The sequence below is a fragment of the Rhizobium sp. Root149 genome, from assembly GCF_001427345.1.
GTDB classification, from domain to species: Bacteria; Pseudomonadota; Alphaproteobacteria; order Rhizobiales; family Rhizobiaceae; genus Neorhizobium; species Neorhizobium rhizoryzae.
The window spans coordinates 198,189-222,724 of record NZ_LMGD01000012.1 but is presented as its reverse complement, the minus strand read 5'-3'; the positions used below and the strand labels follow the sequence as shown (position 1 = coordinate 222,724).

Annotated in this window: 31 protein-coding genes; 9 read left to right on the top strand and 22 right to left on the bottom strand. The window is 55.3% G+C overall.

Going from position 1 to position 24,536, the window contains the following annotated elements; all coding sequences use genetic code 11:
- Positions 1–92 precede the first annotated feature (92 nt).
- The 4 genes from ASD54_RS08015 to ASD54_RS08000 all read left to right on the top strand — a co-directional run bounded on the left by ASD54_RS08015 (position 93) and on the right by ASD54_RS08000 (position 2,358).
- Entirely contained in the window at positions 93–887 is a 795-nt protein-coding gene (locus tag ASD54_RS08015; protein WP_162249564.1) for a TIGR04255 family protein, read from the top strand.
- Positions 877–1,491 carry a hypothetical protein gene (locus ASD54_RS08010; RefSeq protein ID WP_156379131.1) on the top strand — a complete coding sequence of 205 codons (615 nt, stop codon included), beginning with the start codon at positions 877–879 and terminating at the stop codon, positions 1,489–1,491. The genes ASD54_RS08015 and ASD54_RS08010 overlap by 11 nt, the downstream gene beginning before the upstream one ends.
- A gap of 197 nt (positions 1,492–1,688) precedes the next feature.
- Positions 1,689–1,988 carry a hypothetical protein gene (locus ASD54_RS26545; RefSeq protein WP_156379130.1) on the top strand — a complete coding sequence of 100 codons (300 nt, stop codon included), beginning with the start codon at positions 1,689–1,691 and terminating at the stop codon, positions 1,986–1,988.
- Positions 1,989–2,088: 100 nt separating this feature from the next.
- Positions 2,089–2,358, top strand: a complete 270-nt coding sequence (locus ASD54_RS08000) for a hypothetical protein (RefSeq protein ID WP_062554076.1) — start codon at positions 2,089–2,091, stop codon at positions 2,356–2,358.
- A 14-nt stretch (positions 2,359–2,372) separates the two neighbouring features.
- Here the strand turns inward: ASD54_RS08000 and ASD54_RS07995 are convergent, their stop codons facing one another.
- From ASD54_RS07995 to ASD54_RS07950, 11 genes are all read right to left on the bottom strand, one after another.
- Positions 2,373–2,900: a hypothetical protein gene (locus tag ASD54_RS07995; protein WP_062554075.1), complete on the bottom strand. Its 528-nt coding sequence runs from the start codon at positions 2,898–2,900 to the stop codon at positions 2,373–2,375.
- A 108-nt stretch (positions 2,901–3,008) separates the two neighbouring features.
- Positions 3,009–3,344 carry a hypothetical protein gene (locus tag ASD54_RS07990; protein ID WP_062554074.1) on the bottom strand — a complete coding sequence of 112 codons (336 nt, stop codon included), beginning with the start codon at positions 3,342–3,344 and terminating at the stop codon, positions 3,009–3,011.
- A gap of 22 nt (positions 3,345–3,366) precedes the next feature.
- The gene (locus ASD54_RS07985; RefSeq protein WP_062554073.1) at positions 3,367–4,092 is read right to left on the bottom strand and encodes a peptidoglycan-binding protein; all 726 of its coding nucleotides are present in this window, start codon (positions 4,090–4,092) and stop codon (positions 3,367–3,369) included.
- 21 nt (positions 4,093–4,113) lie between these two features.
- Entirely contained in the window at positions 4,114–5,250 is a 1,137-nt protein-coding gene (locus ASD54_RS07980; protein WP_062554072.1) for a contractile injection system protein, VgrG/Pvc8 family, read from the bottom strand.
- Between the two features lies 1 nt (position 5,251).
- Entirely contained in the window at positions 5,252–5,461 is a 210-nt protein-coding gene (locus tag ASD54_RS07975) for a tail protein X (protein ID WP_062554071.1), read from the bottom strand.
- Positions 5,462–5,477: 16 nt separating this feature from the next.
- Positions 5,478–5,945, bottom strand: a complete 468-nt coding sequence (locus ASD54_RS07970) for a phage tail protein (RefSeq protein ID WP_062554070.1) — start codon at positions 5,943–5,945, stop codon at positions 5,478–5,480.
- Positions 5,946–5,991: 46 nt separating this feature from the next.
- Complete coding sequence (locus ASD54_RS07965; RefSeq protein WP_062554069.1) at positions 5,992–8,133, bottom strand: phage tail tape measure protein; 2,142 nt, start codon at positions 8,131–8,133, stop codon at positions 5,992–5,994.
- Entirely contained in the window at positions 8,130–8,261 is a 132-nt protein-coding gene (locus ASD54_RS27430) for a hypothetical protein (protein ID WP_280139172.1), read from the bottom strand. Before ASD54_RS27430 ends, ASD54_RS07965 begins: the two co-directional genes overlap by 4 nt.
- Positions 8,262–8,281: 20 nt before the next feature.
- Entirely contained in the window at positions 8,282–8,539 is a 258-nt protein-coding gene (locus tag ASD54_RS07960) for a phage tail assembly protein (RefSeq protein WP_244484707.1), read from the bottom strand.
- A gap of 38 nt (positions 8,540–8,577) precedes the next feature.
- Entirely contained in the window at positions 8,578–9,087 is a 510-nt protein-coding gene (locus ASD54_RS07955; protein ID WP_244484706.1) for a phage major tail tube protein, read from the bottom strand.
- 77 nt (positions 9,088–9,164) lie between these two features.
- On the bottom strand, positions 9,165–10,616 hold the full coding sequence (locus tag ASD54_RS07950) for a phage tail protein (RefSeq protein WP_062554067.1): 1,452 nt from the start codon (positions 10,614–10,616) through the stop codon (positions 9,165–9,167).
- 417 nt (positions 10,617–11,033) lie between these two features.
- Between ASD54_RS07950 and ASD54_RS07940 the strand changes: the two genes are divergently transcribed.
- Entirely contained in the window at positions 11,034–11,510 is a 477-nt protein-coding gene (locus ASD54_RS07940) for a thermonuclease family protein (RefSeq protein WP_062554065.1), read from the top strand.
- The gene (locus ASD54_RS07935; protein WP_062554064.1) at positions 11,507–11,848 is read left to right on the top strand and encodes a hypothetical protein; all 342 of its coding nucleotides are present in this window, start codon (positions 11,507–11,509) and stop codon (positions 11,846–11,848) included. Before ASD54_RS07940 ends, ASD54_RS07935 begins: the two co-directional genes overlap by 4 nt.
- Here the strand turns inward: ASD54_RS07935 and ASD54_RS26095 are convergent.
- The 11 genes from ASD54_RS26095 to ASD54_RS07880 all read right to left on the bottom strand — a co-directional run bounded on the left by ASD54_RS26095 (position 11,845) and on the right by ASD54_RS07880 (position 18,967).
- The gene (locus tag ASD54_RS26095) at positions 11,845–12,465 is read right to left on the bottom strand and encodes an N-acetylmuramoyl-L-alanine amidase (RefSeq protein ID WP_082547137.1); all 621 of its coding nucleotides are present in this window, start codon (positions 12,463–12,465) and stop codon (positions 11,845–11,847) included. The two genes, ASD54_RS07935 and ASD54_RS26095, sit on opposite strands and share 4 nt — an antisense overlap.
- Before the next feature lie 88 nt (positions 12,466–12,553).
- Entirely contained in the window at positions 12,554–12,946 is a 393-nt protein-coding gene (locus ASD54_RS07925; RefSeq protein ID WP_062554063.1) for a helix-turn-helix domain-containing protein, read from the bottom strand.
- 5 nt (positions 12,947–12,951) lie between these two features.
- Positions 12,952–13,194 (bottom strand): hypothetical protein, encoded by a 243-nt coding sequence (locus ASD54_RS07920; protein WP_062554062.1) that lies wholly within the window; start codon positions 13,192–13,194, stop codon positions 12,952–12,954.
- Between the two features lie 63 nt (positions 13,195–13,257).
- Positions 13,258–13,509 carry a hypothetical protein gene (locus ASD54_RS07915; RefSeq protein WP_062554061.1) on the bottom strand — a complete coding sequence of 84 codons (252 nt, stop codon included), beginning with the start codon at positions 13,507–13,509 and terminating at the stop codon, positions 13,258–13,260.
- Positions 13,506–14,525, bottom strand: a complete 1,020-nt coding sequence (locus ASD54_RS07910; protein ID WP_062554060.1) for an AAA family ATPase — start codon at positions 14,523–14,525, stop codon at positions 13,506–13,508. Before ASD54_RS07910 ends, ASD54_RS07915 begins: the two co-directional genes overlap by 4 nt.
- Positions 14,526–14,644: 119 nt before the next feature.
- On the bottom strand, positions 14,645–16,645 hold the full coding sequence (locus tag ASD54_RS07905; protein ID WP_244484705.1) for a transposase domain-containing protein: 2,001 nt from the start codon (positions 16,643–16,645) through the stop codon (positions 14,645–14,647).
- Positions 16,645–17,103 carry a hypothetical protein gene (locus ASD54_RS07900; RefSeq protein WP_062554059.1) on the bottom strand — a complete coding sequence of 153 codons (459 nt, stop codon included), beginning with the start codon at positions 17,101–17,103 and terminating at the stop codon, positions 16,645–16,647. The genes ASD54_RS07905 and ASD54_RS07900 overlap by 1 nt, the downstream gene beginning before the upstream one ends.
- A complete protein-coding gene (locus ASD54_RS07895; protein ID WP_062554058.1) occupies positions 17,103–17,942 on the bottom strand; it encodes a ParB/RepB/Spo0J family partition protein in 840 nt (279 codons plus the stop codon). The genes ASD54_RS07900 and ASD54_RS07895 overlap by 1 nt, the downstream gene beginning before the upstream one ends.
- Entirely contained in the window at positions 17,942–18,301 is a 360-nt protein-coding gene (locus ASD54_RS07890) for a hypothetical protein (RefSeq protein ID WP_062554057.1), read from the bottom strand. Before ASD54_RS07890 ends, ASD54_RS07895 begins: the two co-directional genes overlap by 1 nt.
- Before the next feature lies 1 nt (position 18,302).
- A complete protein-coding gene (locus tag ASD54_RS07885; protein ID WP_062554056.1) occupies positions 18,303–18,629 on the bottom strand; it encodes a hypothetical protein in 327 nt (108 codons plus the stop codon).
- A gap of 2 nt (positions 18,630–18,631) precedes the next feature.
- Entirely contained in the window at positions 18,632–18,967 is a 336-nt protein-coding gene (locus ASD54_RS07880; RefSeq protein ID WP_062554055.1) for a helix-turn-helix domain-containing protein, read from the bottom strand.
- 137 nt (positions 18,968–19,104) lie between these two features.
- Here ASD54_RS07880 and ASD54_RS27255 point away from each other — a divergent pair, with 137 nt between their 5' ends.
- From ASD54_RS27255 to ASD54_RS07865, 3 genes are all read left to right on the top strand, one after another.
- Positions 19,105–19,785, top strand: coding sequence for a LexA family transcriptional regulator (locus ASD54_RS27255; protein WP_082547136.1), 681 nt, complete (start codon positions 19,105–19,107; stop codon positions 19,783–19,785).
- A 29-nt stretch (positions 19,786–19,814) separates the two neighbouring features.
- Positions 19,815–22,280, top strand: a complete 2,466-nt coding sequence (locus ASD54_RS07870; RefSeq protein WP_062554054.1) for a DUF4062 domain-containing protein — start codon at positions 19,815–19,817, stop codon at positions 22,278–22,280.
- 896 nt (positions 22,281–23,176) lie between these two features.
- Positions 23,177–24,478 (top strand): HEPN domain-containing protein, encoded by a 1,302-nt coding sequence (locus tag ASD54_RS07865; protein ID WP_062554053.1) that lies wholly within the window; start codon positions 23,177–23,179, stop codon positions 24,476–24,478.
- Positions 24,479–24,536: the final 58 nt, after the last annotated feature.

Below are 24,536 nucleotides of genomic sequence, written 5' to 3'. Positions count from 1 at the left end.
CACCATATTTAAATCATTTGTGACGAATGTCTGCTGGACGTTTTGATGATGGCGCTGTAGACGGAGCGTGAAAAATATGGGAGTGGCAAAAGTTGTCGTTCGTACCCGCAAATTCCGATCATGCAATCGTGGAAGTTGTGTTCGGCATCACAACTAGCCGACCATTTGCCCCTCATGAGATAGAGAAACTTCATAAGAACCATAGTAAGTGGAAAGATGAACTTCCACGCATCGCGCGGAGCGCTAGTTTCCCTTTCTTTAATAACGAAGCAATGTTTCCAGCAGGATTTCCTATACAAATGGGAGCGGGCATCGCTTTCGAGCGTTTTAAGCCTGACGGAAATTTAGAGTGGAGAATATTTCTTGAGAATAACAATATATTTGTGAACTGCTTAAGTTACACCAGGTGGGAGGAAGTCTGGGGTCGAGCTCACTCTTATTTCAAAGACGTGCTAGCGTTGGTTGGGACGCCTGATAACGTAATCAACGGCGCCTCTCTTCAGTACATAAATTCATTTAAATGGGACGGCAACAAAGAGGACTACGATGTCAAAGAGATACTCTCCTTTGATAGCCACGTCCCCGCTTCAGTTGCGACTAAAGGCCATCTTTGGCACCTCCATCAAGGGTGGTTCGACCAGACGGCAGAGGGCAGGATTTTAGAGCGTGTTCACGTCGATGGCATAGAAGACGAAAGCGCTTCTCCCATTATCAGATTTGATGCCTATATTCAGCAACAGCTGACATCACCTCAGGCAGCGCAGGAAATTGTAAAGAGTGGGTGGCTCGACTCAACTTTCACAAGTATGCATGATCGAAACAAAAAAATGTTGAAGTCGTTCATTGTGGAAAAGATGGCCGAAAGGATCAATCTGAATGTGGCGTGACAGTACGAGCTTTGCGACTGGGGAATATCCAGGAGGGCCCTTAACTATCGCGATGGCACCGACGACCCTTGGTAAGTCTGCTTCTCGGACAAGTTTTGTTGCCAGCTCACGTTCCGTTCTTTATGCGCTTGGCAGCGTGGCAACCGTCGCGACACTCGTTCTGCCAACTGGGCACTTGAGCGCGGCGCATCCTGGCTCTGATGTTACAGCAAGCTCTATGGCCGGGCACAAAAGTTACGGAAACGTTGTTCTTCATGCCGCGTTTAACGACGCTGTCACCGAAATGTCTTCGTTCAGCGTACTTCCGGATGGATGGGATGGGGTGGGAAGCATCTCGCCGTCTAAAGACGCCATCAATTCGGCGCTTCTGTTTTTGGCATCTTTGCCATTCGACACTCCAGTTCCTGAAGCAAGCGCAGCCGCAGACGGAATGGTTAGCTGGTTCTGGGATACACCGTCGATTTATTCGAGCGTTTCGTTTTCAGATCCGCTGAAGTTTGTTTTCTTTGCAAAAAACAAAGAAACTGGAGCCAAGGTCAAAGGGCAGTCTTTAATCAAGGACGGAATTCCGCAGGAACTGCTCGACGTAATTAATGCAGCGTAGCTTACATGATAGAAGCCTGCATTTGTGAGGGGGAACATGAATCCCATGGCGAACTCGGTCCGGTAGACAACACCGAAAATGTGGGCCGACTTGTGACGAGCCCTAACCATTTCCGAAAGGATGGGACACTTAAGCCGGGTACATTTCCACTCTCTCACATCCGTAGTTCCGGCGTATCTTTGCTCAGGATCGACAGGATGTCGGAGGAGGAGATCACCGAAATTTCGCACCTGATCGGAAAACAAGGTGAGACACCGGTCGGGGTTCTAGTTCGAACAGCAGCGTCTGTCCGAGCTATTCAAGATGAAAAGGGTGACCAAGCTTTATGTGTTCTGGATGATCCTGTGCTAGCGAATCCTCCCTACCCAGATAATCCCGCACACGCCATCGCGGTCAGTTCCAAAGAGCGACCTGATGAAGACATTGCTGAAATCCAAAATGAGTTAATGGAACTCTTCAATGAAGCTCTGCGAACTATCGGTTCTGTCAAAAAATAGCTATCAAAACTCTCACCGGAGTTGCATCTGGCTGCAATTGAAGCCTTAGAGGCGTGCGCTCGGCTCTTCATAAAACAGGGCAAACTCACTAAGCAGATTAATGCGGACCCCAGAACGAGGCTATACCTCGCCATACCTGTCAGACTATCGAGGGCAGAAGATCGCTGTTATCTGCGACACGTGCGGCTTATCACGCCAGTATGATGCGGATCTCATGCGGCAAAGGATCGGTGATAACGTCATGCCGGACCTGCTGAGGAAGATCGCCAGTGCCGAAGGATGCGAGCGTGTCGGCAATGATTATTACGACCGGTGCACCCTGCATTACGACAAGGCGCGGATGCAGATCCCGTTGCAGAGGAAGACTTAGCGCCTCACCTCGCGCTATTTGATCCGCTCTATTCGCTCCATCCGCTCCCGCAGATCCATGATGACATCGCGCGGTCCATAGGCCGCACTCTGCGATTGCCTGACATCGTCAAGCTGACGCTGGAGATCCTTGATCGATGCATCGGTTCGCGCTCGATCTTCCGCCGATCGGGCGGTCCGCCAGTCTAGTTCTTTCTGTGTGACAACCTTGTCGCTCAGTCCTGAGATCGCGATTTGGGTCAGTTCGTTCGATTTCACGATTGCAGCATCGAGCCTGTTTTGCTCGCGAGCAAGGGTGCCGTAGAAGAACGTGCCGAGCGCAGCGAGCACGGTGAAGCAAACGCCAGCAGCGGACCAAATGACAGGCCACTGTGTTTTACTGTTTGTCCGGAGTTCGTGTGAGAGAGCACTCAGACCGGCATTCACTGTCTGGAAGCCGGTGTTCATGTTGCTGCGCAGATCGATGATGTCTTTGCCTTGGTTTTCCACTCGCTCAGACAGACGCGCATAAGATGCCATCGGGTCAAAGCTCAATCCCGCCATATCAATTTCCCCTTGAGCCATGCTTTCCCTGTACCTTCGATGCATTTGATATGACGGCTTTCGCGAGACATTTCGCGAAGGCCTTTCTGTCCAAGCAAACTGACTGCATTAGCCGCCTAACGGCTTGCGGGCCTTCCATCGGCCATAGAGGGTGATCGCCCCGCCTATCAGCGAACCCAGCGCCACAAGCAGCGCCGTGAGCTGGTCGGCGTCGACCACATCGGCAGACACTCCAAGCGCACCAAGAACCGGGACTGCAATCGAGACAATGGCGCCGATCGTTACGCGGCTTTGGTACCACGGCTCATTGTTCGTAGCATTGGCGACGATTGGCGCAACGGCATCGACAATGGGCTTGATCGCGCCGCTTTGCGCAGGCACATCGTCACGCTTCACGGTGGCGCTCACGGCTTCAGCGAGCGCAGTAATGACTGCTGTATTCATGGCTTTTCCCTTTCGTTAAGGTTTACAGGCGAGCGGCCTGCACGTGCATCCAGTCGAAATTCTTCGCGCGCCCCAGCGAGAGCCAGCCTTCCGCCTCCCACGCCTCCCAGAAGGGCACGGCATCCGCATGGGAAAGTCGCGCCTGCGGAGCCTTTACGTTGAGCCCGTTGCGCTCCGGATCGAAGTCGATGGCAATCGCCCAGCTATGCATTGAGTAAGCCGTGCCGCCGCGCATGCGCCGGACATTCAGCGATCCGCCGAAGATGTTGAGCCCGAGGGCGGCGCGTTCGCCTTCAGTGTAGAATTCCGCAACCTGCTCAAATACGCGACTCGCGCTGGTAGCTACCTTGCTGTGCAGGGAAATCTTGCGGATGCGCACCGACTTGTCCCAGGCGAGAACCATGGCGAACGGCAGCTCCACCAACACCTGCGATGTGCCGACAGGGCCGAATACCGTCATGCAATCCGCCTGACGCGGCCAAAGATTGCGAGACGGCGCGGGCTTTACGGCAGGCTCTGCGATGTTACGATCCGGAACCCCAACAAGCTTTTCGGGCAAGACGGCGCTGGAAGGCATACGCAAGTGCGAAACGGTCGTGCCGTCCGCCTTGCCCGTTACCTCCAGCCCCCGCGCGCGTTGAAAGGCTTTGAGCGCAGCGATGGAGACGGGTCCGACATTTCCATCGATCCCGCCAACTGGGTAGCCGTGTGCCGTCAGTCGACTTTGCAGCCACTGTTCAAAATTCATCGGGAATGTCCTTTAGTGAAATCAGTTCTCGTCGGTTCGCCCGTAGCGCCGCTCATTCGTCCATTGGCTTGGCGTAGCGGGCGTTCCGGGCGGGGAATTCTGGGCAACGGTTCCCTTGTCCGCCGCATCGCCGCCATTGCCGTTTCCAGATCCGGAGCCGGATTTGCCGTCATAGAGCTTGGCGGAAATCTGTGTGGTGTATCCGGACTTGGAAAACTTGTGCGTGGCCGTGTCGATCACGTAAGGCACGCCATCCAGACCAGGGCGAACGCCCTCAAACAAAAGCGGCGCACCCGCGCATATGGCGGTATCACCAAGCACGGTCACGGAGGCAGCGCCCTCGCCTCGCTTCAGATCCTTTGCCTTGGCCTGCGCCGCCTTGTCCGCTTCCTCCAGATTGGCAAACGGCTCTGGTAATCGGTAAACGCTTTCGCCGTCCGCATCGGCTTCCGCCTCGATTTCCACCCGCTTGGCTTTGTCGCCATCCTGCACATAGGCCACCACCTTACTGTAGCGCGTGCGGTCATTGGCCTCGAATTCGCAAGTTCCCGGCAGGATGATGCTCGGCGTCACCAGAACAGAGCCGACAAAGGCGCCGCTTGCAGATTGCCCGCCGCCCTTTTCCGCAAAGATCAGCCGCCCCGCCTTGACAGTAAACAGCGCATTGTGCCGCTTGGCCAGACGCTGCAGAAAGTGGATCGGCGTTTCATCCTGCTGTGCAAGCCAGGGATAGACGACCGAGCCGATGGAAGAGTCGATGGCTGGAGACAGGCCGGATTCGCTGGCTAGATCGCCCACAACATCGGCCAGCGTCTTGCCCTCCCAATGCCGCTCGCTTCTGGCCTTCAGCTTAGATGATCGCAGATCCGCGGACTTTCCGGAAATCGACATGCTGTAGGGCAGGCATTTTGGCTGCACCTTGTCGGCGGTGAATTGCCCGAGGGATCGTAAGCCACCGCTCTCATATCCAAGTTGCACATCAATGATGGCACCCTTGCGCGGGATTGACAGAAACAGCGGCGGGCCATCGTTCAACTCGATATCGACGGTATCAGCCCCCTCGCCGTCCTTGTCCGTCACGCTGATGGAAATCAGCCGCTCGTAAAAGGCACCGGCAACCGGTTGCCCGTCAATCGTCACGATGCATATTGGCTTCATGTCACCAGAGCGTCACCAGTTGCGGCGCGCTTTCCTCTTTGCTGATATCGGGCATGGTGATCTTCGTGCCGATCGGCAGAACCGGACCGAGATCGGCAAGGCCCGGGTTTGCACCAAGCACGGCCTCTGTCACATCTCCCGTGCGGCCATAGGTTTTCCAGCAGGCGAAATCGACAGTCTCGCCTTGCCGCGTCGTGTAAACTCTCGACATCGTTCACCTGGATTGTTCAGAGAATGGACGCCAGCGCAGATGCAGCCGCACCGGCAAGTGCCGAAGCCAAACCAGCGCCGGAGAGACTGGAACCATAGCGCCGCAGCTGAATGGAATAGGCGTTCTTGCGCGGCACGCCTGCAATGGTGTGGTGCGTGCGGTCCTGTTCGACCGATTGCACCACATAGAGGCCATGCACCACGCCCTGCGCTTCGGAGCCGGACACCAGCATCAGCGGCGTTCCGGCAAGGGCCGCATTCATGATGCCTTCAAGCGAGCCCTGCCCGCCGAACTCTACAGGAAACAGTACGCCTCGAATGGTCAACTCGTCAGAAGTTCCGCCTGTGTGCTGCAAAACATTCATGCCCTGCGCAAGCTGGATTTCCGCCCATTTCGTATCCAGTCGGCGGCTCACGGCCTCGTAGCCGAAACCCAAACCCTCGAATGCGAAATCACCAAGCGTCATGTTCACGGTGCCTGCCATATGCAGCGCTCCTCTGCTTCAAAAGTCCTAAGTGAGCACGGACTGGCTAATCCGAGTAAGCGCCCTCACGAGCAGCCCGGACAGAATCCCCCATTTGCTTCGCCGCAGAATTTGCCGCCGCCACAGGGTCCGAGACGCCGGTAATGGTAATCGGCGCGTGGATGGTGATCGGCGGTGGAGGCTGCTGGTTTGTCACATGCACCTCCTGCACGCCTTGCGGTGCGTTCGCCTGCCTCAGCATTTCCACCGTGATGGGCTGCTGGCCATAACCGACATCATCTTTGGTCTTTCCGGGAAGATTATTCGTCGTTCCGCCGAATCCGGCAGCGCGCGCGTTGATGGCATCCTGAATGGCTATCGCGCCATTTGTCGGCACGGTTGGGACGGAAGGTTGAGGCGCAACTCGCCAGAGTGCAGCCGCGACATCCTCAACACCCGGCAGGAGCGCCTGACCGCGCTTATAAGCCGTATCGCCCGTCATCGTCTGACGACCGAATTCATAGGCTCCCGCCCCCGCAGCGAATGCCGTCCCAAGACGGCCAAGCCCGAGCAGAGTTGCTTTCCAGCCACCACTTGCCGCAGCAGCACCTCCGGCAGCCGCGCCGCCGCCAGCAGCGCCAACCAGTCCAGAGCCACCGCCGACCAGATTTGCGATCTGGCCAAGCGCCTTGACGGCGGATAGCGCGGCAGATGCGCCGGACAGCAGCATCATGGCAGATGCGAGTTTTCGCACCGTTCCGGCAAGGAACGCGATACCCGCGCCCCACACCATGAATTCGAAACCATAGCCCGCCATCTGCCCAAAGAATTGCGCAATCGGGTTAGCCTTGATCGCTTCCGTCAGCTCGCGGACCGACGATCCCCATTCGCGAAACTTGGCAAAAACCTGCCCCGCCTGGTCAGCCGCCTTGCTGCCATCTTCGACACCGAAAAAGAACTCCTTCAGCGCCCTGGCAGATGCTGCAAAATCTCCCTTGCCATCCACCGAAAGGCCGCTCCAGAAGCCCTGCATAGCATAGCCGATACGGTCAAAGACCGTGAACCGGGATTCGAGCGTATTGAAGATATTGGCAATCTCATTGGCAGCGTTGCCGATGGGCTCCAGCAACCGGCTGCCGATCGCCACACCCATGTTCTCCATGGAAATCCAGAACGCCTTCATTTTCTGGTTGGCATCCTGCATGCGGCGCTGGAATGCCGCGTCCACCGTGCCGCTGGCATTATTGGCCTCGTCACGAATGCGGATGTAATCCTTGAAATCGGCAATCATGGGCCGCACAAAATCCAGCGTCTGCTTGTCGCCAAAGATCTCGGTCAGTAACTCGCCTTTGCCGCCCTTGGTTTTCTGGTCCAGCAGCTTGATGAAGTGCTCGATTGGCGAGATGCCGTTCTTGTTTGCCTTTTCGAGTTCCTTGGTAACGTCAACGCCGAATTTCTTAAAATTCTTGATCGTCTGTGGCGTGACGATCTTGCCCATGAAATCGGAAAGATTGTTCGCTGCCGTCGAGGCATCGCCCGCGCCGCGCCGCGCGATCTGAAGCGCAGCCGCCATATCGTTGACACCAGAGACGCCATTCATGCCCAGAGATCTGGCAGACGCCGTCAACTGCGGGAAGTATTGCGCCATGTCCCGCAGCTCGAACGCACCGGCATTGCCAGCGCTGGCCATGCCGTCCAGCATCTTTGAAATTTCGGCAGGCAACACACCCAGGTTCTGCATGGCAGAGCTGGAGGCGGAAGAGAGATCTTCGATCGTCGCCCGCGTGGCCGTTGCCGCCTTACCGATGGCCGGGATAGCTCCCGCCGCATCAGTAGCAGCCGTGCCCATGGAAATCATTACATCAACGCCCGTGGTCAGGTCTTTTGCAGACTGGTTCACGGCGGGCGCAAGTGAGCGCATCTTCTGTCCAAGCTGCTCCAGCTGAGCGCCGGTCATATCCGACTTGATGCCGATTTCCGTCAGGGCTTCCTGAGCGCTGGCGGCAGCCTTGAAACTCCCGCCAACACCTTCCGTTACGCTCAGATAGGCGCCGCCAATGGCGAGGATTTGTCCGGTGATCCCGCGCAATGGTGCCGTCATGGCGCCCGTGGTTTTCGAGATGCCGGACAGCGCGCCGCCGATGACGCGAGCCTTTGCGCTCACGTTATCGATCAGGCTCATACGCAGCGTGCTTTGCAGCGTGGTCATTTCGGTTTCCCGTTCAGTTCGCGATGCAGCCGCAGTGCGGCATTGAAATGCTGGATAAGTTTTTCCGGCGACCAGCGCTCAATGACATTGAGCGATGTCGAGGCAAACCGGGCCACGAAGTGAGCCATCAGCTCCCAGTCGTGGCCTCCTACTCGTTTCCCTCCAGGTCACTCAGCAGGTGCTTTGTCTGGTCAAGGATGCGGTTGAAATCCGGCAGCTTGATTTTCTTGAACAGGGGGAGCGGCGTGTCAGACAGCGCCGCCAGCATGACGGCTGTCTTTTCTTCGTTTGTCGAGAAACGAGAGGCGAGGATCATATCGCCCACCTCTGCCTCACGGTTGAAGTGAAGCTCGGTCAGCTTTCCGCCGTCATGTTCGACGGGCTTTTTCAGGGTTACGGTAACCATCATCATTCCTAGAATTAAGAGGGATCAGAAAGCGCCGCCTAAAGCAGCAGCGCCGTGCGAATGCTTTGCTGTTGCGAAACACCGCCAACCTTTATGTCGAAGTCATCGACCTCGTAGATCGGGTTACCGTCGATCTCCAGCTTGTAGTAGTTCACGTCGACAGCGTAAGAATTGCTTGGCAGATCGCCGCCCTTCCAGGTGCCAGGGTCCGGCTTGTAGACTTTGCCGCGAATATTCATGACGGCGGAATGCACCGTGCCGTCTTCATCCACAAGCGCGCCGGTGACCATGAACGGGGTTTCCACCCCCGGCGCCAGACCGAACAGCTGCAAGGTCTGCGGATCGAGACCGGCCATGGTGAAGGAAAATTCCAGCGCATTGTAACCCATGTGGATCATGCGCGGCTTGATCATGCCAGCCTGGCGCAATTCCTCGCGCTTGGCCTCTGGCACGGGAGGCATCAGATCACCGATCTGGCCAATCTTGTTCTGGCGATCGGCATAGAGCATGCAATCGCGCAGGATGAAGCTAGGAAGCTGGTTTGCCATGAGAGATATCCTCAAGAGTGGAGTGGGTCGAGCGGAACGCGCCGCCCTCTGTCAGGCGGTGGCATCGACGATTAAAATCAGGCCGCGAGCGGGCCTTCCTGAATGAGGCCCTGCACCTGGTCGAATAGCAGCTCATAGGCAACGAGTGGATCGCGATAGGTGGTAATGTGGATCTGCTCCATCAGGCCAACAGGCTCGAACCGGACACCGAAGAACACCTTGCCCTGCGCATTCAGGCTTGGGGTATTGTTGACAGTCAAGAACACAGAACCGGTCAGGATATCGTTGTTCAAGACGAACACGCGCATGGCATTGTTGCCGTCTTCCACCGCCATTTTCAGGTTGGCGGCGGTGAACTTTTTGTCCACCCACTGGAAATACACATCCTCCAGCGCTTCATTCACCATGTCTGCCGTGGCACGCACGCTGTCGAATTGCCACAGCACATCGCTTGCCGCCAACCGCGAACCCCAGGTCACCAGATCCGTGCGGCGGATGATGGTGTTGACGCTGTTTTCGTTGAGATAGTTGGAATCAGCTGGATACTGGATCGTGCGCGCGACACCATCCAGCGTGCGGATCGGCTTATTCGAAACGGAGCCCGAAACACCTTCCGAGCTCGCTACCACGCGAGCACGGACACCCGCGAAGACCGCAGCAGACGGCACCACCACCGGCACATCATCCACCAGCTTGATGCCCATCGGGTCGATTGGCAGAATGCGATCGCCCAATGTGGAGCGCCAGCGCACTGCAGCGGCATTAGTGGTGTTGGGGCCGTTGAAGTAGGCACGCGCGCGGATCTGCGGGCAAATGACCTTGGCAGCAGATACGAAGGGATTGCCCACATCGCCGATATTGGCAATGGCCGTCGGCAGCACCTTGCCCGCATCGGAACCGCCACCGGTGAAGCCAACCGTTGGCGCGGCAGTCATATTTTTGCCTGCACTGGTAACGGTAATTGAAACCACCTTGCCCGCATTGACGCCCGTGCCGAGAACCGCAACGGCGGTAGGCAGCACCTTGCCTGCATCCGTGCCGCCACCCGTGAAGGTGACAACAGGCGCCTCTGTCAGCTTTTCGCCATTGGTGGCAACGCTGACCGAGACGAGGCCACCTTCGATCCAAGCACCTGTGTTCCCAGCTGTGATGAGTACGCGCGGCTGCGGCAGCCCGCGTGATTTCGCGGTCAGTGCGGCATAGAGGCCGGTGCGGGCAACAGGGTCACCCACCAGGTTGTTTTGCATGGTCGTGGCGTCAGCGCTGTGCTCCACACGGTTGACAATGACATAGGTCGCGCCCTCGCCAAACAGCGTGGTGACCATATCCAGCAGCGTGCCAGCCGTGCCGAGCGCAGCAGCCTGGGTGAGCGAGGTGACCAGCGTCAGGCCCAGTGGAAACTGTGCCGGATCAGCATCGGGCGCGCTGCCATTGGCGAAGGTGGTTCCAAAGCGGTTGATGCGCACGAGCGACGGCGTATCCGGGCTTTCTTCAAGCTTCACGCCATGGAAATAAGACAGGTCTGCCATCGGGCATCCTCCGTAAGCGGTTTCAAATCTAAGAGGGAAGGTTCAGCAAACTGCGACCGTTGCAGCATCGCTGATACAACGGGCCTGTATTCACAGATTTGCTCAACCAGAAGTCACTAATTTCGACCGAAGGCATGGACTGCGATCAAATTAGGTGATTGTCATTCCGCTAATTCAACTATTGGAAGCGGAAATGAGAATAGCGATCATGTTACTTTTGGCCTCGACAGCGGCGACCGCAGCCCCTGTTTTGGAAAGCCATCGCACCGACATCGAAGTTGCTCAAAGCTGGTCATGCCAGCCCAAGAAGACATGTAAGCAAATCCAGTCCTGCGATGAGGCCCGGTACTATCTTCAGAACTGCTCTTGGGGCGGCAAACTTGACAGAGATTCCGACGGCATACCGTGCGAGGCGATATGCTGAAGTTTTTCACCCTTATGATCAGTTTGACCGTTTCTGCATCTGCCCTCGCACAAGGCCCCGTTCAGGGCAGAGCCTCGATTATCGATGGCGACACGATCGAGATTGCTGGCCAGCGCATACGGCTTCAGGGTGTCGATGCACCGGAAAGCTGGCAGGGTTGCTGGGACGCCAATGAAAACATGTACCGCTGCGGCAACGTCTCAGCCGATGCCCTGGACAAGTTCCTCGCTGCATCACGGCCAACACGTTGTGAGTTCGTCGAGTGGGATCGATACAAACGCATGGTCGGCGAATGCTACCGTGCAGACGGCGCAAGCGTTGGCGAATGGATGGTTCGCAACGGCTACGCCCTTGACTACAAGCAGTATAGCAAGGGGGCCTTTGCAAAAGCCGAGGCCGAAGCAAAGAAAAAGGAGGCCGGGATGTGGCAGGGGCGCTTCGATGCTCCTTGGGATGCCCGCCGTCAATGAAGGAAGCCGTGCGCATGAAGACCCACCTGATCGGCTTAATCGGCCTATTTCTTTCTACCACCCCTGTACCCGGCGCCGATGAGGCAGTGAGGTTCGGGCGCTTCTGGGGTGCCGTGCTCGCAATCGAAGATGCGTGCCCCAAGTATTTTATTCGCACTGACGCGATCATGGGGAACCACTTAAAAGGCGAGCAATATGCCTATGCAAAATCCATAGTTGAGGATGAGCGAAAGAAGGCAGCAAAATCCGCCAAGAAACTCGGCTGCGATGCCTCGGCGAAAGAAATCCTCAAGCTTACAGAGCTTTCGTTCTTTGAGGTCTGGGAGATCAAGGACTAATTCCTAACTGACCACAGCCACAGCGCGTCGATCTGCTCTTCCGGCAAGCCGAGTGCCGCCCCGATCTGGTTGATCATCGGGTAATCACGCTGATAGCTTTGCGTGTCTTGCCAGTCGATCATTGCCGCCTCACGTTCCAGCGGATCGGGGATCGCCGCGATTTGCCACGAACTCGGCATAGATTTCCGTTTGTGTCCGGTCGCGATCCTGAAGCGCGTCCGCTGCCCAGACGCGTTGAAGCTTGGGCAGGCCTTGTTGGCATATTCGCGATGCCCGGAAACCTTCAGGATATTGAAGAGATCGCGGAGATCGATCAGTTCGGCAAGAAGCGCCTCCCTTTGGGCAGGGGTGCGCGTGTCTTTCGCATCGCGGCCATCGGCAGAAAGACCGCCGACATAGGCGACACCGATTGTTCCGATGTTGTGGCCTTCGCAATGGGCACCGATCTTTTCCAGCGCCCTGCCCTGCCAGCGTTCACCGTTGAGGCCGATGACCCGGTGATAGCCGATGCCGGACCAGCCGCGCTGGCGGTGCCAGCGATCGATCTCGGAAACGGTGACGGGTCGCCCTTCCGGCGTGGCGGTGCAGTGGACAATGATTTCGTTGACAGGGCGCATGAAAAAGCTCCGATTTGCCGTTGTGGCTTGTCGGAGCGACTATGCAATCGGGGGAAGAATTCAGCGGCTGACAGGTGTCAGCGTCTCGCTAGAACAGGCTGCCTTGAGCGCCGTCATCTGCTTTCATGCGCCAAATCGTGCGCTCGTGCAAGCCGGAGATGCGGGCCGCTTCCCGCACGCTCTTGCCCTGGTCGAGCGCGATCTGCGCACGGCGACGGGCGGATTTGAGAAGTGCTGCCGGTCCCTTCGGCAGGACTTCGGCCTGCACACCCTTCAACCGTCCTTCAGCGTCCAGCGTGGCAAGTTCGCGGCAGATCAGATCCGCCGTTTCAGAGCCCACCAGTTCCGTCAGCCAATGGTCCGGCAGCGCACGCGGCGGGATGGAAACGCGGGTGCCGCCGTGGCTTTCCGCAATCAGAAAAGCAACGTCGGCACCGGCAATATCGGCAATGTCACCCAGAAGACCCGGAAGGCTGCTCATGACCGTCACGCCTCCGGTGGCCCGGATGTGCGATGGCAGGAAGGCGTGCGGCGGTGAACGACATTGACCACCTTCCCATCGAGAACGATCAGCTTCACGCCTTCGGTGATGATGCCGGTCGCTTCTTCGCGAATGCCGGTTTCAGCCAGAACGGCAATACGCGAGCGGATGGTTTCGATATCGAGGCCATAAGCCAGTTCCAGAAACCGGACGACCGCGGTGTTGGTGACCTGATGCGTGTGCGTCATGATCCACCTGCCTTGCCCGCCCGAATCTGTTCGCCCAGCGCATTCATGACCACCTGCCATTCCCTATCGGTCACGGCGCTGAGGTAGAAAACCGAATGATTGAGCAGATCGATCACCGCCTGGTCGACCGGCTTCGGTGAGCCGGTGGATGGAAAGCTCCGTTTCCATGCTGCGCGAGAGTTTGGAGAGGAGGGAAATCCGCCTGGTCAGGCGCTTGACCTCGCCACCATCAAGCGTGATGCCGCTGCGAACGAAGGGCTGGAATTCGCGCTTCAAGAGATCGAGTTCGTGGCAAAGCGAAGGAGCGGGCTTCATGCCATGTCCTCCACATCGCGGTTCTTCCAGGCGGCTTCGATATCTTTCACCGTGACGTCGCGATCCTCGCCAATGGCAATCATGGTCGCGAGCTTCATGGTCTTGTCGATCTGACCAAGTGCGCCGCCCTTCAGGCCAATGCCTGTCAACAGCTTCACGCTATCAGGGTCGGAAATCCCCCAGGCGGCGATGTAGGAGGCGATATCCTCCGCATAGGGCTTCTGGCGCTTCAGGTGCTTGCCGATGCGGCGCTTCAGCTGGGCATAGGAACGCCCCCTCACCTGTGCGACGAACCGCGAATAGACTTCCTCGTTACCGACAAGCGCGATGCCGCACTGGTAGATATCCGAGAAGTGCCGCAACTGGTTGATGGCATCATCAACGAGGTTCTGCGCCTCATCAACAATCAGCAAGGTGCCACCGCCTGCCCGCCCGAGCTTTGAGCCGATGGCCCGCGTCAGACGCGCCGGGTTGTTTTCGTGAACTTCAAGTTCGGCTGCCAGCTCCACCAGCAGACCGTGAACAGTCTTCGTGTGCGGGCTGACGGTCGCGTGATAGACGTTCGGATGCGTTGCCCGGTAGTGGCGGCAGGTCATCGTCTTGCCGTTTCCGGCCGCGACCGTGATGATGACGAGATCCGCGGTCATCTGTGCCCATTGCAATGTCTGGGCAATCTCGTTGGAAATGCGGGTGCGCAGGAAAGTTGGCGAAGTCGGGATTGTCGGCATGGCTGCCGCTTCCAGAACCGCCGTCACCCACTGGTGCATCTGGCGGTTCATGTTTTCCAGACGCCCGAGATAGGTGCCGGAAAACCATTGCGAGAAGGTGCCTTCCTTCATGCCGCTGCGCCGGGTGACTTCCGCCTTCGTCCAGCTGTTGGCGATGGCAATTTCCGCCACATGCGCACGTATCCGACGCCAGTCATCAATGTCGTCGGAGTGTTTCTCAATAAAATTCAGGTCGGGTTCCTGTTGCTCCCAACCGGAATAGGGTCTTGTGTCGATATGCTTGTTCATGCGAAGGTTCCGTTGTGTGAAGCCCTAATCCGGGCTGATTGTCGGGCGGGATTTTCCCCGCCCGTTTTTTTTGGAACCGGACTCTGTACTTCACGGCTCTGCACTGCGGTCCCGACGCACTACTTCCGGGACCGATCCCCTTTCGGGAATGGGATGATCGCTGGCTCTCCTGAAACCTTGGAAAGCGCGCGAGAAAAGCTGTCTTCGAAATCCGTCTGGTCGATCACCGGCGCTTTCACGGCGAGATTGCCGGCCGCCATGCGGGTGACCTTAGAGCGTTTGGGCTGCTGGGCTGGCTTGGGCTCTGCTCTACTGGCAGCGCTGTAGAGATCGGCCAAGTCTTGAGCCTTCACCTTGGCGTGGAGTGCCTTCTCGGCATTGATCGCCTTCTGGTAATCGCCGCGCAGCTTCGCATGTGTGCGAGCGGCTTCAGTGTCATGGAAACCGGTGTTCTCAACGCAAGGCGCATCGCAGATCAGCGAATTGTCGAGGTCATAGATCTTGATGTCGCGGTGCAGCTGATCCGGGTCGAAGCGGATGATAACCTTCTTGCCTACATAGCCGGTGAGCGGCGGTGCCCAATAGCGATTACCGTGCAGGTGAATTTCCCCGTTTGGTTTGCGCGCCTTGAAGGCTTCCGACGCCAGCAACCAGAGAGAACGCTGGGCAGCCGTTGCGGTGCGGACAATCGTGCCCGGATCGGCAAGGCTCTGCTCGAACGTCTCATCAAAGCTGCGGCCGTTGCAGTTGCCGCCCTTGCGGCCCACGCGGGCGTTGTGCTCGGCCATCTGTTCATCGACATGGGCGATGAAGGTCGCCAGCGGCACCGCGTACTTGCCGTAGTTTTCCGGCTTCGCATCCGGCTTGTTGCCGGTATAGGCACCTGCACAAACAGGGTGGCGGGCCACATCATCCGTCAGATCGCGGAAGGCTCGTTCGATCGGCTTCGACTGACCAGAAAAGGGCTTCGTGAACTGAAGCTCGACACCCAGCGTGGTCAAAAGCCCGCGCGGATCTTCGTCCTTGATCTTGAAGCGGTATCGGGTCTTTGAACCTCCGGTGATCCACTTGCTGGTAAAGGCGCGCCCGTTATCGAGCGTGATCATGTCCGGAATACCGTAGCGTTCCACCATGTCACCAATCGCCAGCCGCACGGTTTCCTTGTTCTCGCTGTCGGAGATCCGCCAAGCGAGAAACTTACCGGAATAGAGATCCTGAAGCGCCACCATATAGACGCGGCCGATCGTGTTATCAGGAAACCGCACGAACACATCGAAGCGATGGCCGTCCATGTTCACCGCCTGCATGGCGTGAAGATGCGAGCGGGTGCGGCGTTGCGGCGGATAAAGCGCCTTCAGCTTCTCGCGTCCTTCGCGCGCTGCAATCTGTACCGCTTCCGGCACCTCATGATCGAATCGACGGCGCAAGGCCCGCTCGCTGGGAATCGGCGACCACTTCTTTGATTTCGCCAGCTTCACCACCCGGCGATAGCAGGCGGAAAAAGTCGGGCGTTCAGGTCGCAGGAAGTCGCTTTTCAGGATGTCCCAGACATCCGCGTGGCACTCGGCAAACCGGGTATCCGTTGAGTAGGAAGGAGCCAGAGCCGCCAACCAGTCCTCGCGCGGCAGACCGGCCACGAGCTTACGCCACTCGTAAAAGGCTGACTTCGTGACCCCTGCCCGCGCACACGCCATGGTCACGGCAGCACTAGCTGTCATGCCGCCCTGCTCCAGATCATCAGCCGTTTGAAGCGCCTTCAAACGCGCTTCACAGAGGGCTTTCTGGTCGTTTGAAAGCGTCTCGAAGCCGTGCCAGAGCTTCGCCTTTCGCTCGCGTTTTAGGTCCCGGTCATCGTTGGCAGGTGCCATGTGAACGACCAGGAGCCGGGTCTGCGCTGCTTGTGGCAGAAGCGAATAGTGATATTCCCAGATGGGCTTCGTCTTGCCCGGAACCCGCCGCGCGAGACGCTCATCACCACGCCATGTGGTGCGGGCAATCTTGTCGAGTGCCGAAACATCGCGTGGAAGTCCCGGCAGATTTGCAGCGGCCAGTTCTGCGATAGAGAAGAACTCCTTCACGCTGATGGCCGGTGCGGCTTTGACGTTCTTTCGCGCTGCCATCACAGCCCCCGCCTCTTGATGTTGATCGGCGTGGCGCGAAGGGTCTTCAGGCGCTGTTGCAGTTCCCGCTGCTCCTGCTGAAGGCGGGCAATCTCGGCAAGGCGGGCCTCGTCGCCTTCCAGCAACGTCAAGCCATCCTCGGAAACCACGAAGTCCCAAAGCCAGACGGCACCGGTTGCCCGAACGAAAGCCTTGAAGCGAACGAGGCTCACATCATGGCTGGCCTTGCTTTCAGCCGTGTAGGCATCGAGCGTCGTCTTCGAGAGGTTGGGCAGCCCGAGGTAATGCGCCATACGCGCGGCCACGACATCGCGGGAATATGGGCATTCGCGGATCGCTCTCGCCATCTCGCGCTTCAGCTTGGAGCGGAAGCGGTCGAGATCTATAGAGGCAACAGGCGAGCGAACCGGAAACAGCGGCTCCAGAAAGAAATCGAGCTGTGCAGGATGGTTCGACATCACGCAGCCTCGCTCTTCAGGTCGGCAATCATCTGCTGAAGCTCGGCGTTGCCAGTGAGGCCGATATGCTCAAGGAATTGCGACCGCGTTTCTTCGTTCGCATCCTCCCAGGCAGTCACCAGCCGGGAAAGCAGAAGCGCCTGGTCGGCCTTCGCCTTGGGCAGCCGCGGAGCCGGATCGACAATCGCCAGCGCCTTCTTCACATCAGGCTCTGTTTTCAATGCAAGCGCCACCTGCCGCTGCTTTTGCGGCTCCAACTTGGCCAGCGCCAGAAGCTGGGACTGGTTGTCGGCGGCGGGAGAGCTGTGCAGAGAGGCGCGTAACTCGGGGTGGAGCTTGCTGCTGATCTTAGCGAGCCTTTGGGCTGATCTCGTGGACAGCCCCAGCCTGTCAGCTACTGCTTGGGAATAGCAGGAGGCACCTTCGGCAGACCATAGCGACAACCTGTCGCTATGGTCCCCGCCCGACGCAATCTTCCCGTACTTGCTCTCCCAAAGGTCGCGGTAAGCCTGCACGAAGTAAGCGCGATCGAGAACAGAGAGATCCCGGCGATGCAGGTTCTCTGCCAGTTCCAGCAGTTGCGCATCAGCGCCGTTCGCCTTCACCACAATGGCATCGAGGGTCTCGATCTCGTGGATCTCGGCCCCGGTGCAGCGATGTCCGCCGATCACCAGCGTATATGGCCGTTGCGCCGCAGGAGTAGCACGAACAACGATCGGCTGAAGCTGCCCATGCTGCTTCATGGAAGCGCCGATCACGGATGCATAATCGCGGTCGATAGGCCGCTGACGCTCACCAATCAGGATCTGGGAAAGGGAGAGCTGCTTGTAGTCAGGCATCAGGCCACTCCCCGCATCTCTTCGGTTTGCAGGAAGACGAGAGCATGCGCCCGCTCAGCCATCATGCGATAATGGGTGGAGAAGCGCGGCGTTTCGAGCCGACGGTCAATCGTGCGCAGCGCGCGGTTGATCGCCTCGCGAGAGCGGTCTTCCAGTTCCACGACCCGGCGCTTCGGCCACTTGAACTCAGTCACCATCAGATGAATGACCACCTGCCGGGCCAGCGCCGCGTCAAACCATTCATGTGGCGGCTCAACGATGTCGCGGATAGCCAGATGCGGAAAGCCTTCGCGCACGGCAGCATAGCAAGCGTGCAGCTGCGCGTCATAAAGCGCCTTCTGATCAAAGACGTTGATCATATTACGCTCCCCGCAACTGATTATCGTCAACGTCGGAGGCAACCTGCTTTCGCTGCAGCCGAGCGCGAAGTTGTTGAAATTCTTCCTCCGTCAAATCCAAGCGATGAGGACCATCCGTTTGGCTACGAACCCGACTGGATCGGCCGAGACGACTAAGGTGATCGCGGTTCTTGTAGGGGCCAAACATGAGCGTCAGTTCTTCGGACGTCATCGCGCCGTAGTCTGGAACTTTCGCTCGCTGGGCCATTGCTGTTGCGGAGGTGATCTCGCCACAGCCAAACAGGCGGGCAACAGCTTTGCAGATTAGGCAGTGAACACGCTTTTTCATGTCTAAGCCCTCGCCTCGTTTTGGCGTTGCGCCATAGTGGCGGGCCGGACATAGTTCTCGCGGGGTTGAGGTGATTTCCGCAGACCGGAGGCGTGATACCGCGTCCGCCAGAGCAGTTCTGGCCTTGTGCCGAGAGCTGCGGCAATCGCCCGCTCCCCTTTCACATTCGGCTCCCGAAGCGTCGTTCCTGCGGTGCCTCTGGGAAGCTGATAATCGCGGTCGACCTGAAGGAGGCTGATACCCGCCGTAAAGAGCCTGCTCTTAATGGTGGAAATTTCTGAAATCTTCTTGTCGACTATGGTTGTGGTCTGCTTGTCGGCCTGCTTGCGCCGGTGCATAGTAGATCCTCGTTGTGATGAGGGAGACCCTGCCAGGTCTCCCATTTCATGGGTGTTTTGGTCCGTATTTATGGAAAGGTTATCGCAGAAATTTGTGATCGTCAAACAGCGAATCGCAAAAAATTGCGAAATAACGCATGGCCGTACCATTTGATTATGAGGGCGTTGTGGGACGCCTACTTTCCGTAAAAGGTGATGCCAGCGAGGGCGAATTCGCAGGCCGCCTTGGTATTTCTCCGAACACCTGGACCGCATACAAAAAAGGTCGGCAGTCTTTCGGACTGCATGAAATCACAAAAATCTGTGACGAATTAGAAATTGATCCTAGCTGGCTGCTTTTTGGTCAGCCTACCGAAGCTGATAGCCTCACACACTCCGAGATGGCAGAGCTTGTGAGATTGCCACGGTTCGACGCGCGCGCATCAGCTGGCAACGGCCTTGTGGCTGTCGACCAGATGCCAGTTGGAGAAATCAGCTTCGCACGCAATTTTCTTCGCAATCTCGGAGCCAATCCGGATTACTGCTACATCCTGGAAGCGCGCGGCGATTCAATGTGGCCAACGATACCTGACGGCGCACTCCTCATCGTCGACGCATCAAAAACCGAAGTCGATGACGGCCGGATCTACCACTTCAATGTTATGGACAAGGTGCTGGTAAAGCGTGCGCGGTGGTCGATGGACGGCAAGCTCTACCTGACCTCAGACAATCCGGCTGCAGGCTTGCCGCCCGAAGTCTTCACCGCCGACCGCGTCCACGAACTCAACGTCGGCGGCCGCGTCATGTTTACGGGCCACGCGCCCATGCCACTACGGTGAAAATTCAGCAAGCTTAACGAGAGAGATCTGTGCAGAACACACGTACAATCATTCGGGTCTTCATCGCATCACCAGGTGATCTAACCGAGGAAAGACAGCTTGCAAAGAATGTTGTCGATGAAGAAAATTCAAACCATGCGAATTTTCAGGGCTATCATATAGAACTAGTTGGGTGGGAAGACACAGTTGCCCAGCATGGTCGAGCACAGGAGGTAATAAATCGCGAGCTCGACCAATGCGAATTCTTCATTGGCATGCTTTGGAAGCGATGGGGGACCGCACCGGGAGCAAGCTACACTTCCGGCTTCGAAGAAGAATTTGAACGTGCACAAAAACGATTCAAACAGACTGGGTTCCCAGATATCTCGATGCTTTTTAAAGAAGTGTCAGCGGATCAAGAGAAGGACGCTGGACCCCAGTTGCAGCGTGTTCTTGATTTCAAGAAAGATTTTGCCGACAAATATCTCGGCCTTTATCAAGGGTTCTCCGATAGTCGAGAATTCGAGCGGAGGTTCCGTGCAATTCTTTCACGTTGGCTCAAGCGCAAGCTCGAGCAAGATACTGAGCAACATCTAACGCAAGACGTAAAGCTCCCTGAAATCTCTCCCCAGCCTGCTGTAGCTGAAACAGACAGAGCATCATTGATTTTGGATCGTGAGGCGTTGGAGTTTGTACAACAGCTTGTTCTGCAACCTAAGCCCCAAGACGCACCCTCATATACACCGACTGACGCCGCCCGTTTTAGGCTTATCGCCACCACGCTGAGGCAGGCCGGGAACGATGCTATTACCCTTGGGCCACATGACGCAAATATCATATACAATAACTTGCGCGATCACACGCTATCTCCTGCAGAACGACGCGGCCTTTTTCTAGCCGGCCTGCGTAATTTTGAAAGTAAAAATACTCCCATCTGGTACGTTCTACCAGGAAATGATCGTAGTACCGCTGATAAATTGTTAGTTTACACAATAATATCAGAGGTTCCGGAGAGAAAATCTGCCTTCAAGTTGCTAGAGCTAATGCCAGTGACGATTGAGGACGCCAGAGATCCTTTCACTCCTAATTTTTACCTTGAGCAGTGGTTCGATAAAGACCTAGAAGATGATTTAAAGTCATCAGCTTTGTCCTACTTAGAGAAACGGGGTTCACCGATCGCGCTAGCCGCTATTGACGCGCTCATTGCAGGATCAAATGCTACCATCTCGAGAGATGCCTTAGCTGCCAAAGTGTGTATTTTATATAGACAGTCTTCGGAAGACGCGCTTCGCTTCTTGGCTTCCTATCCTGAAGCGGAAGTTAGGCCACAGTTAGTTGAAATGCTGTTTAAGAAAACGGCCCTAATTCCAACCTCTGTACTCAAGGCGTGTTTACCTCAAAAGACTCCTGAGATACGCCTCATCGTCGGAAACGAGCTCCTCCGACGCAAAGAACTTAGCCTTGACGATCTAAATTATTTAGAAGTTGGCGCTCATCCGGAGCTAATGGCTGTATCAGCCAAACTTAGGGCCCAGTCGGGTTCGGGATTTTCTCTGACCAATGCCCGCGAACTGATTTTTAAGGGAAGCAAGCCGAGAGACCTTGGATCGGTTTCACCTCAGATGACAGAAGCTTTTTTTGAATACAACATGCATCACCTGTCACAATTGCCAGCAGCTGAAATACAACACATCGCGAATGGCGAAGGTTATTTTGATGATTTTGGAACGATAGCACTCGTAGATAAGATTTATCATGAAAATAAATTTAATATATTTGAAAATATAGAAGATGAATATCAAAATTTTTACAATAAAAAATATGAAAATTCTTTTATAGACTTGTCAAATATAAATCAAAATGTAAATGATTATCTACGTAATCGAACGTTTCATAGGACATTGAATATAGTTGCCTCAAAAATGGATAGTTCCGCACTTAAGACAATCCGTCATGTGATAGACAAATCGACAATCACAGGAAATTCACGCTTATATAAATTTCTATCGCGTTATGGCGATTGGAATGATGTACGTAGAATAATAAAAATACATAAAAATTTCGATTATAGCACACGTTCAATAGTAGATTTTGAGAGCCAAAATCTTCACGCGATCGCCGCGGATGCAATATTAAAGCTAGGAAAAGAGAGATACGTTGATCTACTCGAGGAGGAAATCCCAAGTCCGCTAAAATTTTTAATAATCTGCAGAATGCCTAATTCTGCATTTTCGTCCTTCGACAGGGGTAAAATTATATATTGGTTAAATTCTGAAGATTCACAGTTCCGTCGAGCGGTAGCTTTAAAGACAGTTTTATCATACAGCAAATCTTTTGTTTCCTCTATCTTAGATGATTATTGTAAGCTTCCGACCTACTACTATGATTGCATTTTCTGGTTGGACCTCGGTGTGTCGATGGATGTCAAATCCAAACGGCATATTGTTTACAGCGCGATTGAAGCGCTTGAGTTGACTACACGTAGATCCTCAACACCCCTAGGGCTTGTTTTGTGAAACCATATGTGATCCGAAGCTAGCGTAGAAAATGTTCAATTGGACCTGTTGAGAAAGTCGACTTTTATCGGTTGAAGAATTTCAAATGAGCGTGTTGAGGGAAAGCCTCAAATAGCAATCTTTGAGGTCCGAGACTTCTAGAGGAATGCTGTATGGTAAAGATAACGCCTACAGCTCAATCCAAGTCCGGAGAAATCTCTGGATTGCGCCGCTACGCTAAGTACCTGATATATCGATTTTTCTTCTAACTAAGGCGTCGCTTAGGTTCGATCCGTAATCTCATTTAACTGAAATCTCCATTTCGCGTCACCAAGTTGGTACCTTCACAGCCTTGAATACTGAAATTCTAATGATTTAATGGTCAATTTGAAAAATTGAAGGCGATTTGAAACGCTTCTATCGTTGCCCATGAAATCGCATAATGTGCATTATGATCAGGGGTACCGGCTGAACACGATGTCCAGCAGCAAGCATTAGCGATTCAGCTAAACCACTGCTCTAAATGACATAACCGGTCCTTCCCGGATAATGCCGCGAATTCCCGCCTCTTCCGGATGGTCGTGTCAAACAACAACGATGCTACCCGATTGGTACGGCTGCGAGCGAATTTTCAAAATCATTTAGCTCAAAGCATATTCGAAAGGTCGTCCCAGCGGGCAAGGCGGAGAGATATGCGATCATTTGACGATGAGCAATCGAGCCGAAGGTCACCTTGACTGACCTATGAAGTGATTAAACAATTTGATTGTTCGTACACCTAACCCGAACGTTGCCGACGGCAAGCAACAACAGAGCAACGGGTCCAGATTTCCACCTCATAGGAATACACCCCAGCTGATCAAGAATCGAGTATGCTGTGGCATAAGCACGGTAGCAGTTGAATCTAAAGGGTAACGATGCCGATCGAACTCCACGGTAAACACAGGGAGCAGCTACTAAAACGCATTGGTGCAATCGCTGGAGATTTACGACGCAGCGACGGCATGTTCCTTGATCTAAGTGCGATGGATCTAGTCCGAGACTTGGATGATGGCCTCAAGGGTAAACCGGAGCTTGCGAGCACCCTCGCTCGATACATCGGCGATACACCCCTGCCTACATTCGTCACTGAATACCTGAATATAAGAATTCGTGACAATTACGATTACCGACCGGACGACAATGGGCTAGTTAAGGAAATGGAATATTACGGCACCCAGCGTGATTTAGCTACGGATATCGTGTGCGCTTTCGAATCTCTTCCATGGTCGTACGCCGCGACTTTTTTATTGCCGGACACGCTCAATTGCCTGTTGGACGAAGATGAGGATGAAAGGAGCCTTTCGGAGGATACTCGGCTAGCTCGCTTAACAGATCATTTCAAAGCTCAATACTCAGAAAACCCGCGCAATATTCGGCGGCGGCCCAGTAGGGCGGGGCTAACGGGATTGCTTAGCACGCACGAAAATTTAAACCAGGTCTCGGGTCACCGAATTGTTCTTCAAACCAAAGTTGACGGCTTTATTGGCATCTATGACCGAAGTGTCGCGCTTCAACTCGCCGAACAAAGAACTAAATCGTTTTTTGGTCTGCTTCTCGCGTTAGGCATCATAGAAAAGGGATCGCTCTACGGGCCTCGTGTGAAAAAGAATCGACTTACAATTCATCAGGCGACCGACGAGGGATGGGAATATTTTCGCGAGCATGAGTTTGATCACGACTTCGACGAACTGATCGCACGGGTGAGAATCGCGGATATGAGCGCCTATGGTGTCAATCTATCTGGTGATGCTCTAAATAAGATTTGCTCCGAAGTGCTTAACGTGGTTCGAACGGCGTTACAGCCGACTTCGACCTGTAAACGGGTCCAGTTAGCTTCTGTCTGGCTAATAGATAGCTATGCCAATGGTCGGGATTTGCTAGCCTTCATTCAAGCAATGGTAAGCTTGGAGATCCTCTTAGAGGGCGATTACAAAGAAACGGGTCTGGGGGCGATGTTGCGAAATCGCTGCGCATTCTTGATCGGCACGTCGGAAAAAGACCGAGAGGATATCCTGTGTCAGCTGACCCGTATTTATCAGGTTAGGTCAAACATTCTGCATCGCGGGAAAGACCAGCTTACCAACGAGGAAAAGCGTCTACTTTACTCTCTCAGATACCTGACATCTCGGGTGATCCGTAAAGAGTTAGCCCTAGCTGCCTCGATCTACTCCCCATAAGATACTAAGAGCTGGCTCGGTTTGTCTGAACAGTTTCGGGCGTTTTGCTAAGTGGATT